Genomic DNA, 24,145 nt, shown 5'->3' with positions numbered 1-24,145 from the left:
GGACCGTCAGCGGTGATGTGCTGCCCGTGCAAGGGCGCTCTCGACCTCGCCGAGGCCCGCCAGCAGTCGCTGAGCCGCGGCGTGCCGCAGGAGCCAGAACTGATCCAGGTCCTCCTGGAGGAGGCCGGGCTTGAGGTAGTGCTGCTTGACCCCGTACAAACTGGTCATCAGCTGCAGCAGCGCCACCCGGGCGCAGGCGGTGACGTCGGCGGCCGGCACGAGCGGGTTGGTCTCCAGGTAGGCGCCGACCAGGTTCACGCCCGCCGCGATCCAGTCCTCGTCGAGGACGACCGTGCGCGGGTCGAACGCGATCCGGCCCAGCTCGTAGGCGACCAGGAACGGGTCGGGGGGCAGGAAGTCCAGCACGGCGGTCAGCTCGTCGCCCTGGAACAGCAGGTTGACCGCCGAGTAGTCGCCGTGCAGAACCTGCGTCGTCAGCGGCGGAAGACCTTCCAGGAGCTCGGGGATACGGTGCAGCACCGCGCGCCGCTCGGCCAAGGTCCGCAGCGCCTGCTCGTCGAACGCGTCACGCTGGGCTCGCTCCCCAGCGATGCCCAGCAGCTTGACCGCGGTGGCTTCCAGCTTGTCGATGTCCGGGCGCAGCCACTTCTCCAGCTTCGCCGACGGGCCGGACCCGGCCGGGTGGTCGGCGAACGCGGTGTGGATACGGCCCAGCGTGGTTCCGGCTGCCCGCTGCTGGGCGGGATTGAGACCGTCTTCGACCACCGTTCCAGGCACCCATTCCCACACCGAGACGGCGATGCCGTCCTGCCGCACGACGGTGTCGCCGTTGACCGAAGGGCGCACCGAGGCGACCGGAACCTGGTGAATGCCGGCCAGCTGCGTCTGATCGACCGCGGCCTGTTCGGCGCCCAGGTCCGATTCGCTGCCCTGGTAGTGCTTCACGAACAGCACCTGGTCACCGTTACCCACGTGGGCGCGGTAGTTGACGGTCACCTGACCGACCGGCAGCCGCTCCAGCACGGCGCCGTGCAGGCCGTAGGCGCTGGCGAGCACCGCGGTGAGATCAGGCTGCGCTTTCGGGTCCACGACAACCCCTCCTTGTGACGTGTAGTGATCGGATGGACACCCTATGGCCTTCGCGGGGGAGCCCCGGAACGCTGCGCCCACCACCGGCAGGCCTCCCGGTGTCGGTCCAAGCACGCCTGGGCGGTGCGGGGTTGACCGGTCCACTCGACGGCGACCTCGATGCCCTGACCGCTACCGACCCGGTCCCGGGCCCGTCTCGCCACCAGTGCGCGGGCCGCCGCGTCCAGGCCGCTTCCGTCGTCGGACAGGTGCAGCACCCGGGAGAGATCGAGCACCCGCTCCAGCGCCTCGTCCCCCTCACCGACTGCTGACGGCAGGGCGGCGGCGAGCTGGGATGTGTCGGCAAGCACCCGTATCCGGGGCCAGCGTTCCAACAACGTCTCCAGGGCGTCCAGCGCGGAGGGTGCGAGCCAGCCGGGGTGGTGGAGCTCCACCAGCAGCGGTAGCCGGGAGACCGGCAGTTCGCCGGTGAGCATGGCCGCCAGCAGCGGCCCCCGGGGCACGGTGCGGCCCAGCAGCCGTACCCAACCGGCGCCGATCGCGGCGGCCGCGACCGCCAGGAGCTCCTGCTCGGCCCGGGCCCGGCCCCGCTCGGGGGCGGACAAGGCGAACAGGTCGGCTAGGTCCAGGTCGGCTGTCACCCCGGTGACCGGCACGAACGCATCCCCGCACCGACGCCAGTGCGCGAGCACCTCCGGTGACTGCCGGGCCAGGTCGAAACCGCGCGGTCCGCCCCGCAGATGTACGAACGGAACGCCCTGCGCTCCAGCCCATTCCAGCAGCTCCGGCACATCCATGCCCCGCACGCCGATGCTGTAGAGCCCGACGCCAGCCGCACTCACGCCGCTCACGCGGTCCTCCAGTCCAACAGCAGGACCGGTTCGGCCGGGCGGCCCGGGGCGTCGAGCAGGGCGAACAGTTCCGGCGCCTTGTCGCCAGGCACCGTCCGGCACCAGAACGTGGCCAGGGCCGGATCGAGATGCCCGGTGAGCCAGCGGCAGGCTGTGGTGAACGCGGCCTGGTACGCGTCCTCGGCGGCGGGCGCCAACTCGTGCATGCCCACCACGCTCCAGCCGGCCCGGTGCACCTGGAGCGCACCGAGTGCGTCGCCGTCGGCGGGAGTGCCGAGCAGGCCGAGAATGCCGCCGGGCGCGGTCAACGTGGCCGCGCTCGCCGGGACGCCGGCTGCGTCGATGACCAACCGTCCCCGCCCGGCGCCCTCCGACGGTACACAGATGACGCCCGGAGCCCGGCGGATCGCGGCGTGCCGACGCGCGGTCACCACCCGGATGCTGGTGGCGCCGCGGCGGGACAGCTCCAGCACGCAGCCGAGCGCGACCGGTCCTGACCCGACGACCACCACGTCGCTCAGGTTGTCGGTGGGCACCCGGTCCAGGCCCAGGCAGGCCATCTGCTGGAACCGGGCCAGCGCCACCATCCCAGGATCCATCCCGGGCGGCGTGGTCACCGCCCCGGGGCAGGCCGGCTCGAAGGCGGCGCCATGCGGCACCGGGGCCAGTACCCAGCCCGCCGCTTCGTCGGCCCGGCCGAGCGTCATGTATCCGGCCTCGCGGTCCGCCCCCGCCAGATGCCGCCGCTCGGTGCCGGGGCTGAGCACGCTGAACTGGCCCGCCACCATGCCCGGCCCCGGCACCGCCGCCGCAGCCAGGCGCGCCCGCCGCTGCCCGACGCGGATCCGCGCTCCGGTGTACCGGCGCGCTGCGGGCTTCTCCTCGGACATCAACGGACCTCCATCGGCTGAGCTGGTGTGCTGGAGTTGGCCAGGTCCTCGACCCGGCCTGCGATCGCGTCGGGGGCTCCCCATGCCGCGTGCAACGGCAGGGCGCGGGCCAGCGCCCGCACCCGGTCCTGACGGTGGGCGGCGGCCGGGCCGTCCTCGAACTGGCGTAGCACCACCGGACTGTCGTCGAGTAACCGTTCCAGCAGATGGCCGCTCGCCCGCCACCACACCGTCGCGGCCGTGTGCGCGTCCAGCACTTCGACCGCTCCCGCGCCGGCCACCGGGTCGCCGTCCACGTCCACCAGGACAGCCACCGCCACCGGGCCGGCCTCCACCGGCGCAGACTCCCGCAGTCCGGGAAGGTGGCCCAGATCCACCCGGTCCCCGCCCGGCGGCGGCAGCGCGAGGTCGGGGAACCAGCGCAGCGTCGGTCCGCGCCGGGCGAGGAACCCGGCCGTGCCACCCAGCACACGGGGCCGCTGGTCAGGCTCGGAAAGGTCCACCAGCGCCACGTCACCGGCAAGTACCCGCCAGCCCCGGCGCACCAGCGCCAGCGCGACGAGCGATTTGCCCGCACCATGTCCGCCGAGCAGCACCACGACCCGGCCGTCGGCCGGAAACCGCAAGGCCACCGCGTGCAGACACAGCGTGCCGCAGGCCAAATGCAGCAGATGCAGATGGGCGTTCAGCAACCGCCGAGCATCCCCCACCGACACACCGCCCGGCAGAAGTGCCGTAGCCGGGACGACCCCTGGCCGAACTCCGCCGGGCAAGACACCGGGCAGGTGCGGGACTATCTCATCCCACCGGGAGCCCAGCGCCGCATCCGCCTCCACCCACAGACTCCGCCCGGCGCTCACCACCTCGTACGCACCCCGCCCCAGCCCACTCACCGGCCACGCCCTGTCCCCGGGATGACGTCCTGAAGAGCACGCCACACCGGCGCCGACCGCAGCTGCTCCACCGCCACCCGCAAAACCGCCGCCGGAACCCCGGACATCAGCCCCTCCAACTGCCCGGCCCCGGCAACCTGATCCGCCAGCCGCGCCCCACCCATCAGACCCAGCGGATCGCTCACATACAGCAGCTGCTGCGGGACATGAGCAGCGCGGACCACCGCCCGATGAAGCATCCCCGCGTCCGCCCGGACGCCCTCCCCGGCGGCCGCGTCCCCGTCCACGATCACGACCGCGTCGAGCGGAACAGGAGGCGAGTACGCAATCCCGAGCGCAGCACGGTGCTGCGCCGGCGTGAAAAGGAACCGGTCGCGCCTCACGCCGGACACAACGGTGCGCTCACGCCTCCAGCCGTCGATATCGCCGACGAGCTCGGCGGGAACCGCGACGCGGGTCGGCCACCCCACCACCGTGCGGTCCGGGCCGATCAGCACCAGGTCGTCGGCCAGGAACCGCGCACCCAGCTCCCGCACCGCCCGGTGGGCGAGCGTGGACTTCCCCCCGTGGCGCCCCGCCAGGAACACCAGCGCGACGCCGTCGACGGCGACCGCCGAGGCGTGCAGCATCCGCCAGCCCGATGCCAGCAGCCGGGACGCGAAGAACACCCGCCCCAGATAGTCCGCCCACCGCAGGCCGACCACGTCCCCCGAGGCCACCACGAGCCGCGTCACCTGCTGGCGCGAGTCCACCTCCATCAACACCGGTGTCGCCCCCGGCCGGTAGCACGCCGCCACCCGCAGTACCCCGTCATCGACGCCCACGACCGCCAGGCGGCGCCCTCCGTACGGCAATTCCAGGACCAGCCGGCCGTCGAACAGGCCGCCACGATCCTCGACCTCCGGGCTGCGCTCCTCGACCTTGAGCGTCCACTGCGTCACTGCGTCCGGGGGAGCAACGGAGCAAGCAGGGACCAGCATGCCCAGCACGGATCCGAGCACGTCCGGCGTCGGCGTCTCGATACGCAACCGAACACCGTTCAACTGAGCAACGCCGTGGCCGTTCACCGGCTTCTCCGCGGTGCGGTCACCAGGGGTGATGCCAAGAGTCATGGGACTTGTCCCTCCAGCCTGAACAAGTTCGCGCGGACGGTCACTGCGGGCGCGGTCGGCCCGCGGAGTCGATTACAGAGCAACAGAGCCGATTCGCAACAGTGTTCGGGTGTCATCCCCCTGTCATCCCACCCGATGATTACGCCTCGGCGAGATGGTCCGGGGTGCTTCCATGAACTGGTGGACGAACCCATCCGGCATCCTCTGGCCTACGCACGGTGGCTGCACGGCTGGTCACAAGCCGAACTCGCCCGGCGCGTGAAAGAGGCGGCCCGACGCCGCGACCGCCGGGCCGGCACCAGCCGCCAACGCGTCTCCCTATGGGAGAAAAGCGTCATGCCGGACGAGTTCTCGCAACTGCTTCTTTCCGACATCTTCGACGTCCCGTACGACCAGGTGACCGCGTTGGGCTGGCCGCACTGGTTGCCCGGCCACGAGACCCCCGCACCCCTCGGAGCGGGGCTGACCGTCACCGTCCTGAGAAAGGCCGCGCAGATGGCCGTCGACCGCCGCACCTTCCTGACCTACACACCGGCCGCACTGGGCACCCTGGCACTCGAATGGGCCACGATCGACCCGGCACTGGCCGCCAGTTCCACCAGCGGACGCCCGGTGGATCCCGCCCTCGTCGACTGGCTGGAGAGCTCCGCGCGCAACCTGACCAGCCTGCCGACCGCGCACCGCCAGCACACCGGGCCGCTCCTCGACGGACACCTGACAACCGTCGTCGAACTCCTCGAACAGGGCAGCTACGGCCATACCGTCGGAATGCGGCTGCACTCTCTTGCCGCCTCCCTCAGCCAAACCCTCGCCTGGCACCGCTTCGACCACGAACACCACGCCGCAGCCAACCGGTACTGGCACGCCGCCGTCCACGCCGCCCACCAAGCCAGAGACAGAGACATGGGCGCCGGAGCCCTCTCCGACATCGCCTACCAGAGCATGTGGCTCGGCCATCCCCGCGCCGCCGCCGACAGCCTCGAACACGCCCTCTCCCGCACCACCAACCCGACCGCCCGGTCCCTGCTGCTCCTGCGCAAAGCCCGAGCACACGCCATGCTCCACGAACCCCGAGCCTGCTACCGCGACCTCGCCCAAGCCGAAAAACTCCTGGACTCGACCACCGACACTGCACCCCGATGGTGTACCTGGATGAGCCACGCCGACTTGGCAGTGGACACGGGCAGATGCCTGATCGATCTGGGACAGCCGGCCCGCGCCCACGACCAGATCAGCCAAGGACTCAGGCTGCTGCCCCCGGCACGAGACAAGACCAAGGCAGTGTTCCTCGGCTACGAAGCAGAAAGCCTGCTCGCTCAGGGACACGTCGCCCAAGCCGCACAGATGGCTCGCCAGTCCCTCGGCCTGGCCCAACAGATCGGCGCCTCCCGCTGCGTCCAACAGATTCGCGACCTGTCCGCCAGCTTCGACCCACTCAGCTCGGAGCACGGCGTCGACCGCCTGTTGCACGAAGTCGCCTCCACAACCTGAGAGCTGCCCTCCTTCCTTCACCCTGTCCGTGAATCAGCGCATGAGAACCCCCTCGCGTACTGGCACGGCCACAGCACCGGCACAGAGGCTGCTGTATCAGGACGGCCTGTGATAGCCCGAGTTCGGCGGCCGCGACCTCGGCCATGGCCAGAGCGCCCTCGCTCACCGATCGGACTTCTCAAAGCCGGGTGGATCCGGTCGGGTGATGTCCTGATCTACCACGCGGCTCTCGTGACACGAAGCTCGGCGGCAAAGCGGCAGCCGCCCGCTGGGCGCAGCTGGTCATCGTGCAGAGATGTCAGCCAGGGCGTCGTGCGCTCGTACGGACCCGGCGCGCGAACCGTCGAGGTGACCGACAAATCTGGCCGGGAGTTCGCACCTTCGACATCCCCACGGCCTACTGACTTCCACTTCCACCACGAACACCACGACGCTGGGTCGCCCCCGGACCACCGGTTACTACCTGAGGGGTCTCCTGCGTAGAGGCGGGCATCGAGCGGCACCTGATCGAGCGCGGCGAACGCCCGGACCAGGTGCCGCCGGTTACCCCCACCGGCCGTGGGGAGCTTCCGGCACCGGATGATCCACACGCCGCCGCAGCGCCTCCCGGTCCAGCCGGGCCGCCTCCTGATCGGCCTCGTCGCGCAGTTCGGCCCAGCCCGCGGGCGACGCGGGCTCGAGCACCCGCTGTCCGTCCCAGACCGGCCCCGGCCGGTGCAGCGCATCAAGCCGGTCCTCCAAGTCCCGCTCAAGGTCGCTGGTGGCCCGTACGAGCCCCCGTGCCTCCTCACCGCCGTCGCGCACTTCGACGATGAGACGGTGGTCGAACAGGTGGGCCAGCCGCACCATCCACCAACGGGAGTCCTGGTGGATCTGGCTGATCGGTGCGCGGGCCAGGTCCACGGCTGACAGCGCCCCGTGCTCGTTCACCCGGGCCAGTACGTCCCGGTGCAGCGCGGTCAGCCGCGGCCGCTTACGGGCCTTCCGCACGCTTGGGGGCACCTCCGCGACGCCGGCCCGGCGCCACAGCAGGGCGCGCATGCCGACCATGCACGCGTGCGCGTGCCGGGCACACCACATACCGTCCCGGCCGGGGGCGTCGACCAGTTCCAGAAGCCCCGGGCACACGTCACACAACCGGAGCACGACCGGCTCGCCCCTGCCGGACCCATCGCGGTGATCGCCCGGCCACCACGGCTGCTCCGCCGCGTCCTCGCGGCCGCACAGCGCGCACCCGGATGAGTGAAGCGGCTCCTCGGCCAGCACCGTGCGCAGCCTGCGGACCGCGCCCCACGGCCATACCTCGGCCGAGCCCTGGTACTGGAGATCATCGGCCCAGCCCAGCGACAGGCACTGCTCGCACAGGCCGACGGGGGACGAGGCCAGCGGGGCACCGCGCTGGGCAACGCGCGACGCCTCACCCTGCCGCCCGCACCATGAGCAGTTCGTCAGCGGCACGTCCGCCGGCCGTTGGTAGGGCACGGTCGCCTTCGCGGAGATGGTCAGCTCCCGCTCCTCCTCGAACAGCAGCCTCCCCCCGACTCCTCGGGCTGATCCGAATAGCCGGACGACCTTGCTGCGCCCGGCGAGCGCGAGCCGGGTACGCCAGTGGCCGTACCCGACCATGTCCCACACCCGCTGCCGCTCCCCGCGGTCGCGGGCGGCATCACGCAGGCGCTGTTCGGCCTTGCGCTGCTCGAGCGGGTCGTCCAGGCGCGGCCGGAGATCCACGGCGAGATCGACGTGCAGCAGCGACTCCTGGCCGGGATCGGCGTAGGCGCCCACCGCGCGGATCTCCTTGACCCACCACAACGTCGCATCGGGATCAGTGTTGACCGCCCGGGCGGCCTTGATCACCTTGGCAACCAGCGCGTCGGCGTTCTTGCGGGTGGACGGCTTACGGCCGGAGGCATGGGCCAGGCTCCGCCCCGCGGGGGTCAGCGTCCAGGTCCGGTATTCGTGGTACTCGCAGTCGTCGGTGCGGCAGCTGTAGCAGTGCTGGGGCTGGTCGAGGTCCTCGGGCGCGATCAGGTACCCGGCGCCGACGAGGGCGGCCAGCAGCGCCAGGCACCCTTCCCGGTCCAGATGCACGGCACGCTGGGCGTCCCGAACGTGCAGCCCGAAGGAGTCGCCGCGCTTGAGCAGGTCGCGGATCTCGCGTGTGGCATGGCCCAGCAGCGGAGCATCCAGGTCCACAACCCGCTCGCCCTCCTGCCGCCCGATACCGCCGAGCGCCATCAAACCGGGGCCGCTGTCCCCGTCCTCCCGGGCGTACCGGGCCGCCATCTCCGCGAGGAGACCCCTCAGATCCTCCACTGAACCCCTTCTCTACATCCCCTGCCGTACGAGACGCCGGAGCGATCCAGCCTGCCGTTCAGCTTCTGCCGATCCGACCCTATCGGCGCGAAGACAGGGCCCGGACGGGCATGCGCGATCACGGGTATCCAAAGGGGAGAGGGCATCAGCCATGGCCCTGACACAACCGAAGTGGTTCAGCGATCTCGCGCAGAGTGGACGCCAGGGGTGGGCGACGACATCGTCCGGCACGTGGAGCCGGTCGGTACCGACTCCCCACTTCCGCGCAGGCTGCTCGCGCTGCGGGACGTGCCCGCGTGAGGTCGGCGTGGAATTCGGTGTCTTGTGGCTGCGAGGGCCTGTGCTCGGTCGAGCTCGCTGACCGCCGCTCGCGTGTCAACGGGGTATGAGAACTTCGTGCTGTGGTGGCGTGCTCGGCGTCGCTTCCACCCACCGGGGAACTGCGGGGAGGGCCAGCGCGGCGGCTCCGAGACTCGTCAGGTTCCATCGCCAACCACAGCCGCCTCGCAGGGAGTCGGTTGCTTCGGCGTCACGTTCGACCCAGCCCCGGGCGTGCAGCCGTTTCATCACGGCGGTCACCATCCGGCCCTGGTCTCCGCCGGGGCTCCGGCTCTGCTCGCTGGTGTCCCGGATCTCGGGCCCCTCGGTGTGCTCGACGGTGAATACGGCTCCGGCCTCGACTCTCTCGAGCTCCCGGCGCTCCCTCCTCGTCGGTGGTTCGGGCCCGTCGGCGGGCCGTGCCACCGCTGCGGCGTGGACGCAGCGGTGGCACGTCGCGTAGGCGTCCACGGGTTCACTCAGGGGCATGAGGTGCGTGTGGGTGATGCCTTCGCAGAGCGCCCGGCCAGCCGGGTGCTGCCGACGGTCGCCGGTGAGCAGGTCGATGGCTGCTGCAGCGTGCCGAAGAGGGACGTCCAGCACGGAGCGGGCGTCCGTCCGTACGGTCAAGGCGAACGGCGCCGCGGCGATGATCCGCTCCCACAACTCCCGTTCCCTCTCCTGTCGGCGGCGCCGCTCCCCGGCAAGTTCCTGCTCGTAGCGTGCGAGCGCTTCGCGCTGGTCGATCTGCAGCACTGGTTTCCTCCCGGCGTGTCGTTGCCCACGAGCATGCAGGTGCAGCCTCCGGGGGACCAGAGAGTCACGATTTTCCGGAACAATAGGCGCCCTGACAGACTGCCGCCTGCGAGACCAGCACTCATGACGGCCTGTCAGGAACCTGTCAGGAACCCGTGGGGCGGTAGCGTAGGAGCCGCAGACGGCCGAGACAGACCGACTGCGTAGGCCCCGATGACGGGGTATGCGGCTCGGGGCGGCCTCACGCCCGAGAGCCGGCCTCTTCCCGCGAGCGCGGGCGCGAGACACACACGTGCCGTCGTGGAGGAGACCACATCATGCCCATGTACCGCGCCCACCTGACCTGGGTCGAGGGCCCCGCCATGTACCTCACCGTTCACGTAGACGACGAGGCTGGTGACCTCGATGTCGAGGCCGGGCCCGAAATGGAACACACCCTCGACGTCCCCGCGGATCTGCGGCAGCTCGACGAGGCGAAGACCGCAGCGGCCTCCGTACTCGCGGCAGCCGGCTGGCACCTCCACGGCGACTGGGCCGACGAGCCGGTGGAGACCACCGTCCCCGTCGCCCGGACACTGGCCGACTACGACGAGACCGACCTGATGGCCGACATCCCGCACCCTCAGGTCGAGCTCGACGCCAAGCTGCGCGAGGTGTACGGAAAGCCCGAGGTCCGGGCGGGGTGGAGGGACCGGCCCTACACCGGGCCGAAGCAGACAGCGGACGAGCGCGCGGCGTACCTGCGCGAGAACGGCATCGAGGAGTAGCTGCCTGCCTCACCCCTCGCGGAGGGAGTTGGTCGCGCGGCAAAACCACAGCTCAAGACGCGTCCGACCCTCACCCTGCTGCGCCAGCATCTCATGTTGCGCTGAGTGCAACCTGCGCCGACTTGCACTCAGCGCAACTAGTGTGGAGAGGAGAATTGCACTCAGCGCAACCAGCGGGGCGCGGTGAAAGGGGAGCCAGAAGATGACACAGCCCGAGTGGTTCAGCGATTTCAACACCTGGTGGGACCCCGCGGTTGGTGAGGACATCGCCCTACACGTAGAGCCGGTCGACATCGACGAGCACGCGCGCCTGCGGGTCCGCTGCTCAAGCACCGCCTGGAGCACCCAGACCCGCCTGCTCGCATCCCGCCTGCTCGCGCGCATCAACGCGCTGCCCGACACACCAGCGCGGGTTGCGGGGATCATCATCGAGACGAGCCCCACCCCGATCCCGCAGGCCCTCGTGGACCGGTGGGCGGACCTCGTGGGCGAGGACCTAGCCGACCAGATAACGCCGCACCTCCTCGGCCGCCGGGGACAGGAACTGCGCGCACATGCCGCCTCAGCCGACGCCCACGAAGAAGCGACCCGCCGGGGGCCCGAGATCCTGGAGCGGATCCGTGAGTTGACCGGAGACGAATGCCCTGTCGACCGCTGGACAGTGACGCTGCGGCCCGTACAGGTACTCATCACCTCCTCACCACAGATCCGGGACCCGGCAGCCGTTGCCACGGTCCTGGAGCAGACCTGGCACGACGCAGTCCAGGTACACGGCCCCAGCCACCTCATGGTCTTGGAACACGGGGACGAGACGATGGCTGATCGGTACGTGGACACATGGATCAAGGGGCTCGACAGCGCAACTCTCATCTCCTGCCCGACGGGCCCCGACCTGGCCAGCCAGGAAACACGAATTAGCCGTCGCGACCTGTGCGTGGCGCTTGTCCACCACACCGACGAGGCACTCCCGCTGGAGGAACAAGCGCGCGCCGCGGGCACTCCCGTCCATCGGGTTCTGCTTGCCGGGTGACCAGGCGCGCACGCCGACAGGACCACGGACGGAGCTCTGGGCCGCGTGGCAGAGCACCGCGAGGCGGCGCGAGTGCGCTGAACGCAGTTCGCGTCGAACACCACCTTCCCAGCCGCAGCAGGCCGACGCCGGCCTGCGGGTGCCCGTGCACCTCACCTGGCAAGCGGCGGATCCGCGCCGAAGCCCGCGTGAACCCGCCCGTCTGGCGGGAGGCACAACAACTGCAGGGAGACACGGTCCCGCCCCGCGGGACGCCCGGGCGTCTGCTCGTTGGCCTCGGGTGAGGTGGTGTCTTGTGGGCGCCATGCTGGACATCACGAGGGCAGGGCCAGACTCCTGGCGCCTGTATGTCAATCGTGCAGAGCGCGAAGAAGGACTGGCGCCGCCTGGCCTGTGGACGGGCCGGGGGCTCGCCGCCATGGGCCTTCACCCTGGCAGTGCCGTGACTGAGCGGCAGGCGGAGCTGCTCTTGGGCAAGGGCATGCACCCGAACGCGGATCAGATCAAGGCCGCTCTCACGGAAGCCGGGCAGGACACAGAAACGGTCCGGCAGGCGACGGTGCTGGGACGGCCGGTCGCGCATATCGCCCGGCCGCTCCTCGCCGTCGCTCTGGAATTCCGTGCCTCGCCGACCGTCCATCTGCTGTGGGCCCTCGGTGACGAGCAGACCCGTGCCACCGTCGAGGACGCACAGACCATCGCCCGCGACCGGACGATCGCCTGGATCGAGGACGCGGTGGCACAGGTGCGGTGGGGGAACAACGGTCGGCACCGGTCCGCAGTGGACGGCCTGGTGGTGGCGGTGTTCCGGCAGTTCGACAACCTCCGTGGAGCACCGCTCCTCACCGATCACGCGTTGGTGTCCGTCAAGGTCCAGCGCCCCGACGGGAAGTGGGGAAACGTTCATACCGCTGAGCTGTTCCGATACACGGTCGCGGCCGGGACGCTCTACTCGCTGCTGCTCATGGAAGAGATCACCGAGCGGCTCAAGGTCACCTGGGAACCCCGGGAGGTCACCGCGGGCTCACGCCCCGTTTGGGAGATCGCCGGCATCCCGGATGAGCTCATCGCCTGGAAGTCCAGCCGCCGTCAAGAGATCGCCCACTACACCCAGGGACTCATCACCTTGTACGAGGCCAAGCACGGTCACCCCCCGGGCGAGCGCGCCCGTCACGCGCTGGCTCGCTGGGCGGCCGAAGACACCGGCCCCGACAAGCACTCCCCGCTCCCCTTGCCGGTGCTGCGCCACCACTGGCGCCAGTCGGCAGCCAGTCTCCTGGGATCCGAAAGTCTGCTTCGACTGGCCCAGGAGGCTGCTGAGAAGACGCCTGCGCCGGTGCGGCAGCGGATCGACGTCGGCCTGGCTGCCGTCGAGATCACCGCAATCGTCGGCATGATGCGCGGCAGCTTCTGCCACCAGCACCTCCTTGCCGAGGCGCGCCGCTACCTTGCCCAAGCCCTGCGCGGCCAACGGCACACGCCTGGAACGGACGAGGACATCGTGGCGGAGGCACTGGCCCGGTACTGCGCCCCGGCAGGCACCACGGCGGGTACCTGGAGCGCCGACTGGTCGGCCCTCTACCCGGACCAGAGCGACGACGGCACAAAAGCCCCGGAGCCCTGGCCGACGTCCTCCAGCCGCTATCAGCGAGCCCAGATCACCGCACGGATCCGAACAGACAGGCTGAGCGCCATCCGCCGCGACCGTCGCCTGTCCTTCTCGCCGGCTACAGCAACTCCGAACGGCTGAAGGGCCGACCGGCCGAAGTCCGTGCGTCGCTAGCAGGGCGGACCAGCGCACGTGGCAGGCCGCACTCAGATGACCGGTTCCAGCCCCATGGAGCGGATGAACGACCGGTAGCGGACGATGTCCTCACCGGCCGTGCTGTCGTCCTGGTACCGGAGACAGGCCAAGAACGCATCAGGATGGTCGGAGCGGGAGCCACGCCACTGGTCGGCGTCGCTCACCATGAGGTCGCGGGTGCCGACGCGGGGCGTCTCGGCCGCGAGGTCACTCCAGAGCACACGGGCCTGCTCCTGAGAAGGCGCGACGATCACCAGCTTGTCGCTATGGCCGGTGAGGGCCTGGTCCCCGTTCTCATCCCACGCCAGAGCCAGAGCCGGCCCGTCGAGGCTGAGCGCGATGTACGGCGGTTCTGACTGAGACCCCGGATGCAGTCGGCGCGGCTTGCCCGCCTTGATGCGACCCATCGGCAGTTCCTTCTCCCTGGGTGGCACAGGACAGCGCGGACACAGGGGAGGCGCCAGACCTCGCAGTCCCCGCTGTACAACGCCGACCCCGCCCTGCAGACACGGTTTCTGCCCAGCGGATCCTGGACGGCAGGGGCCTATCGATGGTAGCCGGGCGCCTGCTCGCCCCGGGTGGTGTCCGCTGAGCTCGATTCTCCCTCCGCCGCGATGCCGGAGAGCTGGATATCCGCCGCCGCGGACGGCGTGATCCTCACGTGGAAGGCGCCTTTCGTGTGGCTGAGAATCCCTGATCGGCAGTAGCCGTGAATCCCGCCGTGGGACGCTGGGCAGCAACAGTACGAAACGGACCCCGCAGGAAGGCGTCCTCTGCTCGAGGCCGCAGACCAGACAGCTCGGGAACGCATCACGGCGAACACGGCGGACACAGGGAGTGCGGGCACGATGCGGTGGGGCAAAGCCGAACAGTTCGCCTTCCTGCGTGGAGTCGACGCCGTGACGGGACTGCTGACTGTTCCCGCCGGCGACAGCCCCGCGGGACGGCTGGTCGTCGCTCGGCTCGTGGCGTCGATGTTCGAACTCCTGACGGCCAGCGAAGTCGAAGAAGAGGTCGAGCGGGCCGAGGGCTGCACGGACGGCCTGGCGGCGAACGACACCGCGAGCGAGGCGAACGTACGCCAGTGGCTGACCCGCGCGTGCCGGAAGCGGGCGCAGGACCACAACTGGGACTTCGAGGAAGGGGAGTGGGGGTCGGTTGGCGACGACCACGACGTCTGGACGCTGCTGGCGCTCGGCCCGTTCGCCCGGCGGCTGCGGCTGTGGACTGGCGCGGTCAAGCTCAGCGCCCCGGCGCTCGGCGCGGCCATCGGGGTGGGGGCGCACCAGGTCCGGCACTGGGCGAGCGGGCGAACGCTGCCGTCAGCCGAGCACCGCATCGCGCTGGCCGAAGCGATGCGCGTGCACCCGGCATGGCTCGCCGCCGCCCGCGACCACAGCGCCGACAGCGATCTGTACCTGTACCCGCGCTGCCCCTGCCAGACGGGCGCCGCGTTCACACGCGACGTCATTGCCACATCCCAGGCGGAGTTGAGCGTCCGATGGTGCCATGGCTGCGGCCAGCCCTCGATGTCAGCCGGGTACGGCGGACTGCTCCCGCTGCCGGTGGCCGAGCTGACGGACCCGCCGTCGGCCGGCCGCGACGAGCCCTTCGCGTTCCATGCCGTGCACACCAAGGGCGGAGGCGGCCTGTCCGCGCCCTGGCCGCACGGTCTGTGGTCCCCAGGCCCCGGCCCGCGCCAGCGCGGGCCGGTCCGTATCCCCGACCTGCTCACCCGCCCCCCGCTCACCCCGTTGCAGCCCGCACCACCCTCACCTCCGGCCGTACGGACGCGACGCACACCGCGCCACGGGGGCCCGACCCCGGACGCCGAAACAGCGCGCAGCAGCCCGGAGAAGATCCAGGCGTTCCTGCGATGGATCGGTGACGGTCAGCCCTTGACCGTCACTGGCCAACTGCGCCTGACCGACGCCCGAATGCTCGTAGAAGCACTGCCGACCGGGGACGTGTGGGACCCCATCGAGTTCGGGTACCAGACCCGCACCCGATCCAGCGCCGAACTGCCACACCTGCAGCGCATCGTGTCCTGGACCCTGCGATCTGGGCTGCTCAACGTCGACGGCGACCACCTGGTCCCGGCCCCACGAGTCGACCTGCGCCGCTTCGAGGTCCTGCCCGACCTCGTACACACCCTGACCGACGCCCTGCCTGCGGTCACCCTCAACCACCTGCAGACGCACGCCCAACTGCTCTCTCCGATCGCCGAGGACGAAGAAGGGGTGCAGCTGGCGCTCGCCGTCGTACGCCATGTCCTGCTGCGCGCCGCGAAGCCGGTGGCCGAAACCCGGGTCGGCGATGTCCTGTGGCGCGAGCTCACCGACGACGGCGAGGACCCCTTCGAGGAGGACGAACCCGGCGAGGCCGAGCGCACCGTCCGCCGGGACCTCGGACGGCTCCTGATGGTCTGCCAGGACCTCGCCCTGGTCGAGCGGAACGCGGAACTGCTCACCCTGACCGAGACCGGCCGCACACTCCAGTGGGCCGGCGAGCTCGAAACCGACGACTGGTACCCGGCAGACGGAGAGGAAGCGGAGGAGGAGTTCAGACCGCCCAACTACGGCAACCTCTTTCCCCTGCGGTACTCGCGCAGCAACGCCTGGCAGTTCACGCCGCGCACCGCGTATGTGCTCGATGCCCTGCTGACGCAGCTCGGTGCCGACGCCGCCGCAGCTGTTGACGTCCTGAAGGACACCGTGCTGACGGAGGAGGACCGGACCAGGGGCAGCAGCCTCTTCGCCGGCTTGCCCCGCGCCACCTGGACGCAGGGGTACTCCTGGCGTCGTGACTTCGCTCACCGGATCTACGACCTGGCCGGGGACATCGTCGCCGGAAAGGTGCCCCGCCCCCGGTGCGTGACCGAGCGGGTCGCCCTGGACCTGGCGCTCGACCGTGCCCGCGCGTACGTGCAAGGACTGGTCGGCGCTACTCCCGTCTACGACGAGCTCCCGGTGCACCAGGACGACGACTGGGACCGTGTCGATCAAGCCCTGAGAGCCAGTGACCATCCGCCCGCCGAGGGACTTTCAGTGCTGTGGCGCGTGGCCCCCAACGACTGGTTCATCCCCTTCACCAAGAGCAAGTCCCGCCACACCGAGCTGGCACGGTAGCGAGCGCGTCCTGATCCTCCCTCGCTGCAACAGGTCCGCTCGACCCAGCTTGTCCGAGGGCTTGGTAGGTCCTGCGGGGGAGAGGCGGCGGGGGCCTATGCCGACGGCCCCTGCGAGGACACCATTGTCCGCTACACACCGGCCGCCTGAACCCTCCACTCGCACGGCAGAGAGAGGCCCCGCATCTGATGGTGCGGGCCCTGCCGTGCAGGGGCCGGGTCGCGTTTGATCGTGACACAGGTCATCCGCTCCTCAAGCCCGGTGACCTCGGCGCAGAGTTCACCGCGACCGCAGGACAGGCGGGGTACTGCCGCACACCACAGCACCCAGCCTTCAGACCGTACGTTCGGCGAAAGCGCCCTGGCCCCTACAGCCGTCCCCACACACGGACCACGAGTCCCGGCAGTTCGACCGTCCCGCCCGTCCCGCGGGAGGCCGACCGCTTTCCCACTCCGATGAGCCGCCGCCGGTGCCAGCCTTCGTGCATGTCGGACACAGATGCCGCACGGCAGAAGGTGACGAAGGGTGAGGACGATGCCTTGGAGCCGGGCCCATCCACACCGCGCCTGTACTCGCTGACCACGCGCTACACCGACCAGTTCCTCGGCGAAGAGGACGGCCCGGATCTGCTGTGCGACGACGCGATCACCGCGCTGCACTTCGCTCTGGACGTCAGCAGTTCCAGCTCGTTGGCCGTCACCTGCAGCGCCACTACCGACGGCCGAACCTGGACACGACTGCCACTGCACGCCCTGCACGCGGACGCGGTAAACGCCCTCCGGCAGTTCGAGAAGCCCCCTGTGTACCCCGTCCCGCTCGACCCGCGCACGGTCCTCACTCGCCCTCGTGCGGCCCTGAGCCGTCTCATCGAGCACACTCAAGCGAACTGGCTGGATTCTGTTCTGCGCCAGCCCGTCGATGAGGCCTCGACGTGGGTGCCGGACGAGCCGGCCACCGCGGACTGGATCCGTGCCGGCCGACTGTGGGCGGCCGTCTGGGGCGAACCCCCCAGCGAAGCCGTTCTGGACCAGCTCCCCATCCCGGCCGGCACACCCTCCACCACTGCCGGCAGAACTCTGCTGCGCGCCGAGGCCACCGCCGTCCTGGACGCGATAGCCCTGGCCCACACTCCCGCCACCGACGACAGCCTCGCCGACCTGCACGCCGCCTGGAAGCTCCTTGACGAAATCGACGAGTGGACGCTGGACCCCCAATACGGGCCCGGCACCGACCTGCGCACCCCCGTCCACCGGCTGCTGGACCGCATCGCAGCCCTCCACCCCGACACCGCCGCGCCCCTGGCCGCCACCCGGGACCACCCCAACGCCGCCCGTATCCGAGCCGCCGCCGATGCCTACCTGAGGTACGTGCTTCCGCTATGGCCGGGGACCGCTGACTGGACGGACCCGGCCCGCACCGCATACCTGGAAGAACTCCACGCACTGCGCACCACCAAGGGCGGGCCAGAGCCCGGCCCGCCCGAAACACAGGCACAGACGGTGCTGCGCGCCGTGCTCGCCCCCCTTGCCGAACCCTCGACACTTTCCCGTCACGAGGCCGCGGCCCTGTGGCGCAGCCACTCCGGCCGGGGCGCCGAACAGGCAGGCTGGGACACAAGCGTCCAGACGAACCGCTTTGACGACCTCGCCCGAGCCCACACCACCGAGGGAACACCACGGCACAAGGGCGAAGGCATCGCAGCGGCCCAGCGAAACCTCACCGCTGTCACCCGCTACCACGACGAGCATCTGACCACCCACGCCGCACGCGGGCACCTGCACCAACTGGCCGCCTCCCTCGTCATCCTCGACAAGGCGCAGCGCACCCTTCAAAACGGCATCTGGGACATCGCCGGCGCACGCCGCGCCCAGCACGACCCCGCTAAGGGGCCCTGGAACGGCCACGACGAGCACCGGGCCACGGCCGACCTCACCCCTGTCCTCGCCGCCGGAGAAGCCCGCATCGCCCACCTGCGCCAGCGCCAGCTGGACACCACCCACGAAGCCCTGACTGACCTGATCCCGCAGCTCACCGACATCCCACGCAACGGCCACCGGCACCACAAGATGCGCAATTATCTGGCCCCCTTGGACCGGTTGCGCCAGGACCTCGACACACTGGGCTCGCTCATCGATACGCGACGCCGCACCTGCACCGAACTCCGCACTCGCCTGAACACGCCCCCGCGGTTCAGCGAGAAGCACGTCACCGCCCACGACCTGGCCGTCGCCGAGAAACAACTGCAGGACCTGGAACGGCGCTACGCCGACACCCAGACCGAATTCGCCCTGTCCGTGACCCTCGGGCGCACCTTCGACCAGGTGCGTACTCCCCCGCCCCCAGACGACACCGTTGACGCCGCATCACGTCCCTCCCGCCGCACCGTCCCCTCCACCCCGACAGGCCACGACCAGGCCACCGCTGCTGCGCTTCGCCCCGGCCCTACCGCTCACGGCAGGACGACAGGCGCCTGACCGAGCTGCCGGGGCAAGCAGGTCCTCGGCGTCTTGCCGCGTTGTGTCCCCTCTGGAGAAGCGCAACGCGAAGCAGCCGAGTGCCCCGTCCCAGCGCAAGAGGACCGGGAACTGTGAGCAGCCGGAGGCCCGGCGCGGAGCACATGGCCTCCGACTACCGGCCTGCGGCCACGGACGCCTCTTCCGGGCATCCATCGGCGATCCGGTCAACGAGCTTGGCGAGTGGACAGGGCCAGGCGGCGCGGACATCCACGTCGACGACCGGCAGTGTGTAGTTGCTGGGGCGGGCACCCTTGCTGCAGGTCCCCACCTTCCCAGGCCGCCTGACAACGTACGGAGAGAACATGCCAGACCAGACCGAGTACGACTACTTCTCGCCCTACCCCAACGAAGGACCGGATCACAGCCCAGACTGCACACGTTGCGCAGACGCGCGCCCTGAGCTGGAGAGCATCAGAGATCTCTCTCTCGCCCAGCGGGAGCGGTTCGCCGATCAGGCCCTCCACCCGTACGTCGCAGGGAAGACCTCTCTCCACCGCAGCAGCTGCACTACTGTGGAAGACCTTGCGCGGCAGGGACGCCCGCGGTCGTGGGGCGAGCGAACAGAGTCGGAAGAGGACGTGTTCGAGAGAGAGCTCCTGGGATTCGCTCACGCAGGATCTTTGTCTGCGTATCGGCCGAACTTCACCGTCATGACCGCGCGGGAAGCGGCCGCCTGGGCTCGAAGCCGCACCGGCCCCCGAGGCGGAACTCGATACCGCCTGTGCAAAATCTGCACGCCGGACGCGCCGACCAACGCGGCGTAGGCCGTTGAGGAGATCGGGCGCCTGCGCCTGCGATTGTAGCTGCCAGACAACCAACTCGCCCTCGCCGAGCTGGACTGGCAAGTGCGGCCATCCGTCGCCTCGCCGGACTGTACCGCGGTGCTGTGCGAGCCGGGATCGGCCGACGGCCGCGAGATGACCGAGGAACAGCACCGCGAAGCGGCGGCCAAGCTCGGCCGCTTGTGGTCCGCAATCGGCTTCGAGCCTTTCCAGAACGGCGTGCACTTCCTCGACTGCCACCTGCAACGCCTTCTCGACCTCCTGTCCGGGCGTCAGCAAGAGTTCATCGCGCTAAGCCGCTCCGGGCATGCCCAGCACAGCTCCTGACCTGGGCATTACGCGACCTGGATGGCAAGCGGTGGGCTACTGTCAGGCGAGGTTCGTGGAGTGTCCGCAAGGAGCGCGTTGAGCCGCCAGAGGGCGTCGACGTCACTGGAATCACAGCCGGCCCCGCAGGTAATCGCTCATGTACTGCTCCTCGCCTGCCACAAGCCGCGAGGTCAGCCCCTCCATCCGGTGTCGGCTCAGGTCGATGACCTTGGTCAGCTCCTGCGAGACGTACAGGCAGAGGTTGTCCTCGTCGACGCCGGTGTCCTCATCGACACCCAGCTCCTCCAGCCGCTCCATCCCGATCCACTGCCCGTCGACATACAGCACAGCCTGGAAATACGGCTCGCGGTCGTGCGGGCGCCGGAGCAGTTGATAGGCGTGCACGACGACCTCTGCACTTCTGAGCCCCGACATCATGCCTTCGGTGTGCACCCCACAGACATACGCAAGGTCCAGCTCGGATTGGATGTCGAGAACCGCGGCGGTCGCATCCCATCGAGCCAGGCCGATTCCCGGAGCTGCCAGCCAACGCCGCACAGACCATCCTGCTCGCTGCCGACCAGATCCATCCGTTCCCCGGACGCAGCTGGATGCGCCCAGCCAAGAGCCGGTTCTCCGTCGCCCACGGTGTCTCCTCGCTCTTGGCGCGCAGTAACTTGCCGCCGAGCCTGTCCTGCCAGCTGGACTTCCGGACATCGGCCGCGTTTTCGTTCCGCCCGGTGGCCCGCTGCCTGCGTGGGATAGTGGATGACTTCCGAGCGGCGGGAAACCCGGAGACCGAGATGCTTGGCAAGCACGAACGCCCGTCACTGGCAGACAGGGCACTGGCTCTGCGGGACTACAAAACCGCACCCACTTCGAGTTGCGCTGAGTGCAACTACCCAGAACCCGTGAGGAATTGCACTCAGCGCAACTCGGGTCCGGCCTAGAGAAAGTTGCACTCAGTGCAACCGGAAGGCTTTCCGTTCGCTCCACCTCGGCGGCCGCCCGGGATCCGCGCCGACGGCTCAGGCGAACAGCCCGAGCGAAGCGGCCTCCTCGTACTGCTGCTTCGGCAGCTTCGCACGGCGGCTGCGCGTGTTGCTGCGCCACACGCCGATCTGCATCACGTGATGCACCCCTGCCTGGTCGACGACAGTCTCTCGGTAGGCCCGGGGGATGCGCACGTGGCCTTCCCGCTGCCGGTACTGACGGGCCGCGGCGAGGTTGCGCTCCCAGCTGCTGGCCTCCGCTGCCAGCAGCACCCCGCCCCCGCCCGTTGCTCCGACAGGCAGAGCCACCCGGACCGTCGGCAGCACCCCCACCTCGAGCAGCAGCCGCTGCTGCTCTTCGCTGAGCCGGCCCCAGTCCTTCTGCTGCTGGAGGAGCCACAGGCCGATGTCGTCGCCGAACACGAGCATCCCGGGGCGCAGGTCCACCAGCGTCGCCCCGCCGTCCACGCACGCCTTCAGACCGGCGTAGTGGCGCTGCCAGGTGATCGGCCACGGCGGGTTCCAGTCGGGATCGACCGCGCGCAGCAGCCCCTCACGCGCCCGCGCCCGCTCGGCGTTCTTCCCCAGCCCGCCGGGCTTGCGGAAGTTCGCCAACGCCTGCCCGATCGCCCTGCCGTCGATGACCGCCTCCCGAGGAGCAGCCAGCGTCCCGTACACCTCGAAGTACCGCCGCGCACAGGACACCCACACCTCGAACGCCGCGTCGTGGACCGACCACACCATCCCCAACGCGTTGAGCATGTCGAACCGCCACGGCGCCAACACCCCCTCCCGCTGCGCCCGACGCTGCTCACTGACCCAGCTACCCAGCGCGTAGACCTCGTCCTTGCTGCCCGGCGCCGGTACCGTCGCGGTCAGCGGGACCTGCGCGTGCCCGTGCTCGCCGACCCACCGGTGCAGAAAGTCGTAGCCCGTCAGCCAGAGCTCGGAGTCGGGCGGCAGGATCCGGCGCTCCACGAACCGCGCGATCAGGTCCGGATCGCGCGGCGTGGAGAACTTCAGCAGCTGCTCCCACATCTCGGCCGCGCGCCGCTGGCTCTCCTCGGCCTGGTCCTGGTCGTCGCCCTCGCTGCTGTCGCCCGGGTCGCCGGCGTCCTTCGCTCCGTGCGGGGTGACGGGGTGGGGGTCCAGGCCGGTGACGTCCTCGCTCTCGCCGCGGCCGGTGTGCTCGGTGCGCAGTGTGAGCCGCTCGATGAGGCCGTCCCCGTGTGAGCGCAGCCCTTGCAGCACGGCCACCAGGGGCCGGTAGGAGGGCGAGGTCAGCATGTCGTCTGGCTTCTCACCGGGCTGCAGATACACCGGCACCACGATGCGCGCGATCTTGCCCTCGCCCGGCGCCTGACGAAGGGCCCGGCCCACGTTCTGCACGATCTCCGTCGCACTGCCGCGGGTGTCGGCGAACACGACCCCGCCGACCCCTCGGCGCCCGCGGATGTCCTGTCCCTCCCCGACAGCCTTGCAGGAGGCCAAGATCGAAAAGTCCGTCTCGCGTCCGTCCTCGTCCACCCCGTTGCCGAACCGGTCCATGACCAGCCGCCGTACCTCCAGGGTGTGGTCCCCGCACAGCCACTCCGCACATACCCGCTCCGGATACCGGTCGGGATGACTGGCATGCAGTTCCGCAGCTGTTTCCGGGAATGCCCGGGCGCACGCCATCGCGTCCACGGTGCGGGTGTGGAACGTCATCAGCGACCGCACGCGCACCTCGGCCGCCAGTTTCAGCAGCGCGGCCTGCAACACCGCCAGCCGGCGCCCGCGCACCGCCTCATCGTCCGCGTCCGCGCACTGCGGGTCGGGGTCGGCGATCTCCAGCACGTCGATCTCGAACCGCGCCAGCGTTCCGCGTTCCACGGCCGCCACCAGCCCGTAGGTGAAGGCCCGCTTCCCGTACACCGCCTCGCTGTCCATCGACACCACGAGCCGGTCCTTCCGGCCCGCCCGCCCCTCGGTCACCGCCCAGATCTTCGGCGTTGCCGTCAGATACAGCCGCCGATCCGCCACGATCCGCGTGTTGTCATGCACCGCCGCCCACGGCTTCGACCCATCCCCTGACGTGTGGTGCGCCTCGTCCGCGACCAGAAGGTCGAACGGCTCCAGCTGCTGCCCGTACGCACCCAGCAGCGCCTGCTCGATCGGCCCCGGAACGTCCTCACCGTCCTCCTGGCGCAAGCTGAGCGAGTCGTAGGTGGCGAACACCCACACCGGCCCCCGCCCGGCCCACAGCCCCAGCTGTGGAGGACTCGTCGTAGCCTGTACCCCGAACTCCGCGAACGCCGGCCGGGACTTCGAGACCACCGCCACCCCCCGCCCGGAGAAGCCAGCAGCACGCCACGCCGCCGCCGTCTGTACCAGTAGACTCCGCCACGGAGCCAGCCACAGCACCCGGCCGCCAGGAACCACCTTCCGCGCCGTGCCGAACCCCACGGCCGTCTTGCCCGTCCCCGGCGCCGAGACTCCCAAGGTACGAAGCCCCGCCGCCGGAATCCGAGCGCCGGCCGACAACTCCCTTGCAGCCGCAGCGATGTGTTCCTCAATGTGGCGCCACTCCGGCGCCCCGCCACTGCTCATCGGTCACCCCACGGGGAGGACACGAACGAGAGCATCATCGTCACCGCCTTGCACTTTTTGATCTTGACGAGTTGATCGGTGGTGACACCCAGGGTCTTCTTTTCCCAAATCTTACCCGCTGATGCATCACCAGAAATCGTGTACGCTGGTGACCTCAAGCTACCACTCGCAACAAGATCCCCGCAGGAGTTCGCGCCGACAGTTGCACAACCAACCAGAGGGGTGAATAGCCGGCTAGGCCAGCGTTGATGAGCCATTGCAACCATTACAGAGCAACCACCAACCAAGCTGACGGTTGCTCACAGTGCAATTACCCGAGCAACCGTCAAATGACCTGCACACAAAGGTTTCAGACCCACCCTATCCCGTAGCCAGCCGCTTTTGTCTTTGAGAGCAACCACCCCACGGAGACGGAGACTAAGACCAGAGCAACCATTACGGACCCGATGTCGACCGTAGTTGCTCCTGAGCCGCGTAGCGGATCAGGACCGGGACGCCGTCGGCGTCCAATGCAATCCGCTGCGTAGCAGCGGCGCGTCGTGTCTGCGTAG

16 protein-coding genes and 1 pseudogene are annotated in these 24,145 nt (G+C 69.9%); 7 read left to right on the top strand and 10 right to left on the bottom strand.

The window, feature by feature from the left end; all coding sequences use genetic code 11:
- Window positions 1-6: 6 nt before the first annotated feature.
- From OG413_RS45130 to OG413_RS45110, 5 genes are all read right to left on the bottom strand, one after another.
- Entirely contained in the window at window positions 7-1,050 is a 1,044-nt protein-coding gene (locus OG413_RS45130; protein ID WP_266815862.1) for a phosphotransferase enzyme family protein, read from the bottom strand.
- 41 nt (window positions 1,051-1,091) lie between these two features.
- Window positions 1,092-1,901, bottom strand: coding sequence for an AP endonuclease (locus OG413_RS45125; protein ID WP_266815861.1), 810 nt, complete (start codon window positions 1,899-1,901; stop codon window positions 1,092-1,094).
- Window positions 1,898-2,791 carry a hypothetical protein gene (locus tag OG413_RS45120; RefSeq protein ID WP_266815860.1) on the bottom strand — a complete coding sequence of 298 codons (894 nt, stop codon included), beginning with the start codon at window positions 2,789-2,791 and terminating at the stop codon, window positions 1,898-1,900. Before OG413_RS45120 ends, OG413_RS45125 begins: the two co-directional genes overlap by 4 nt.
- The gene (locus OG413_RS45115; RefSeq protein WP_266815859.1) at window positions 2,791-3,483 is read right to left on the bottom strand and encodes a hypothetical protein; all 693 of its coding nucleotides are present in this window, start codon (window positions 3,481-3,483) and stop codon (window positions 2,791-2,793) included. The genes OG413_RS45120 and OG413_RS45115 overlap by 1 nt, the downstream gene beginning before the upstream one ends.
- 197 nt (window positions 3,484-3,680) lie before the next feature.
- Window positions 3,681-4,796: a hypothetical protein gene (locus tag OG413_RS45110; RefSeq protein ID WP_266815858.1), complete on the bottom strand. Its 1,116-nt coding sequence runs from the start codon at window positions 4,794-4,796 to the stop codon at window positions 3,681-3,683.
- 180 nt (window positions 4,797-4,976) lie between these two features.
- On the opposite strand from OG413_RS45110, the gene OG413_RS45105 reads away from it, so the two are divergent.
- Window positions 4,977-6,287: an XRE family transcriptional regulator gene (locus tag OG413_RS45105; protein ID WP_266815857.1), complete on the top strand. Its 1,311-nt coding sequence runs from the start codon at window positions 4,977-4,979 to the stop codon at window positions 6,285-6,287.
- 543 nt (window positions 6,288-6,830) lie between these two features.
- Here OG413_RS45105 and OG413_RS45100 read toward each other — a convergent pair.
- Together OG413_RS45100 and OG413_RS45095 are read right to left on the bottom strand one after the other, a co-directional pair.
- Window positions 6,831-8,603, bottom strand: coding sequence for a hypothetical protein (locus tag OG413_RS45100; RefSeq protein ID WP_266815856.1), 1,773 nt, complete (start codon window positions 8,601-8,603; stop codon window positions 6,831-6,833).
- Between the two features lie 375 nt (window positions 8,604-8,978).
- Window positions 8,979-9,677: a hypothetical protein gene (locus OG413_RS45095; protein WP_266815855.1), complete on the bottom strand. Its 699-nt coding sequence runs from the start codon at window positions 9,675-9,677 to the stop codon at window positions 8,979-8,981.
- Window positions 9,678-9,994: 317 nt separating this feature from the next.
- On the opposite strand from OG413_RS45095, the gene OG413_RS45090 reads away from it, so the two are divergent.
- The 3 genes and pseudogenes from OG413_RS45090 (at window position 9,995) to mobF (ending at window position 13,224) form a co-directional block, all read left to right on the top strand.
- On the top strand, window positions 9,995-10,444 hold the full coding sequence (locus OG413_RS45090) for a hypothetical protein (RefSeq protein ID WP_266815854.1): 450 nt from the start codon (window positions 9,995-9,997) through the stop codon (window positions 10,442-10,444).
- Between the two features lie 202 nt (window positions 10,445-10,646).
- A pseudogene (locus OG413_RS45085) lies at window positions 10,647-10,835 on the top strand (DciA family protein); the annotation flags it as partial.
- 943 nt (window positions 10,836-11,778) lie between these two features.
- The gene (gene mobF / locus OG413_RS45080) at window positions 11,779-13,224 is read left to right on the top strand and encodes a MobF family relaxase (RefSeq protein WP_266815853.1); all 1,446 of its coding nucleotides are present in this window, start codon (window positions 11,779-11,781) and stop codon (window positions 13,222-13,224) included.
- A 65-nt stretch (window positions 13,225-13,289) separates the two neighbouring features.
- Here the strand turns inward: mobF and OG413_RS45075 are convergent, their stop codons facing one another.
- Window positions 13,290-13,685 (bottom strand): hypothetical protein, encoded by a 396-nt coding sequence (locus OG413_RS45075; protein ID WP_266815852.1) that lies wholly within the window; start codon window positions 13,683-13,685, stop codon window positions 13,290-13,292.
- Window positions 13,686-14,126: 441 nt separating this feature from the next.
- Between OG413_RS45075 and OG413_RS45070 the strand changes: the two genes are divergently transcribed.
- The 3 genes from OG413_RS45070 (at window position 14,127) to OG413_RS45060 (ending at window position 20,031) form a co-directional block, all read left to right on the top strand.
- Window positions 14,127-16,406 (top strand): helix-turn-helix transcriptional regulator, encoded by a 2,280-nt coding sequence (locus tag OG413_RS45070; protein ID WP_266815851.1) that lies wholly within the window; start codon window positions 14,127-14,129, stop codon window positions 16,404-16,406.
- A gap of 485 nt (window positions 16,407-16,891) precedes the next feature.
- On the top strand, window positions 16,892-18,880 hold the full coding sequence (locus tag OG413_RS45065; protein ID WP_266815850.1) for a hypothetical protein: 1,989 nt from the start codon (window positions 16,892-16,894) through the stop codon (window positions 18,878-18,880).
- 959 nt (window positions 18,881-19,839) lie between these two features.
- Window positions 19,840-20,031, top strand: coding sequence for a hypothetical protein (locus OG413_RS45060; protein ID WP_266815849.1), 192 nt, complete (start codon window positions 19,840-19,842; stop codon window positions 20,029-20,031).
- A gap of 111 nt (window positions 20,032-20,142) precedes the next feature.
- Here the strand turns inward: OG413_RS45060 and OG413_RS45055 are convergent, their stop codons facing one another.
- Entirely contained in the window at window positions 20,143-20,571 is a 429-nt protein-coding gene (locus OG413_RS45055; protein ID WP_266815848.1) for a hypothetical protein, read from the bottom strand.
- Window positions 20,572-21,041: 470 nt separating this feature from the next.
- The gene (locus tag OG413_RS45050; protein ID WP_266815847.1) at window positions 21,042-23,594 is read right to left on the bottom strand and encodes a DEAD/DEAH box helicase; all 2,553 of its coding nucleotides are present in this window, start codon (window positions 23,592-23,594) and stop codon (window positions 21,042-21,044) included.
- Window positions 23,595-24,145: the final 551 nt, after the last annotated feature.

Source organism: Streptomyces sp. NBC_01433 (genome assembly GCF_026340105.1).
Lineage (GTDB): Bacteria > Actinomycetota > Actinomycetes > Streptomycetales > Streptomycetaceae > Streptomyces.
The sequence above is the reverse complement of the archived record's forward strand: the minus strand, read 5'-3'. Positions and strand labels throughout refer to the sequence as shown.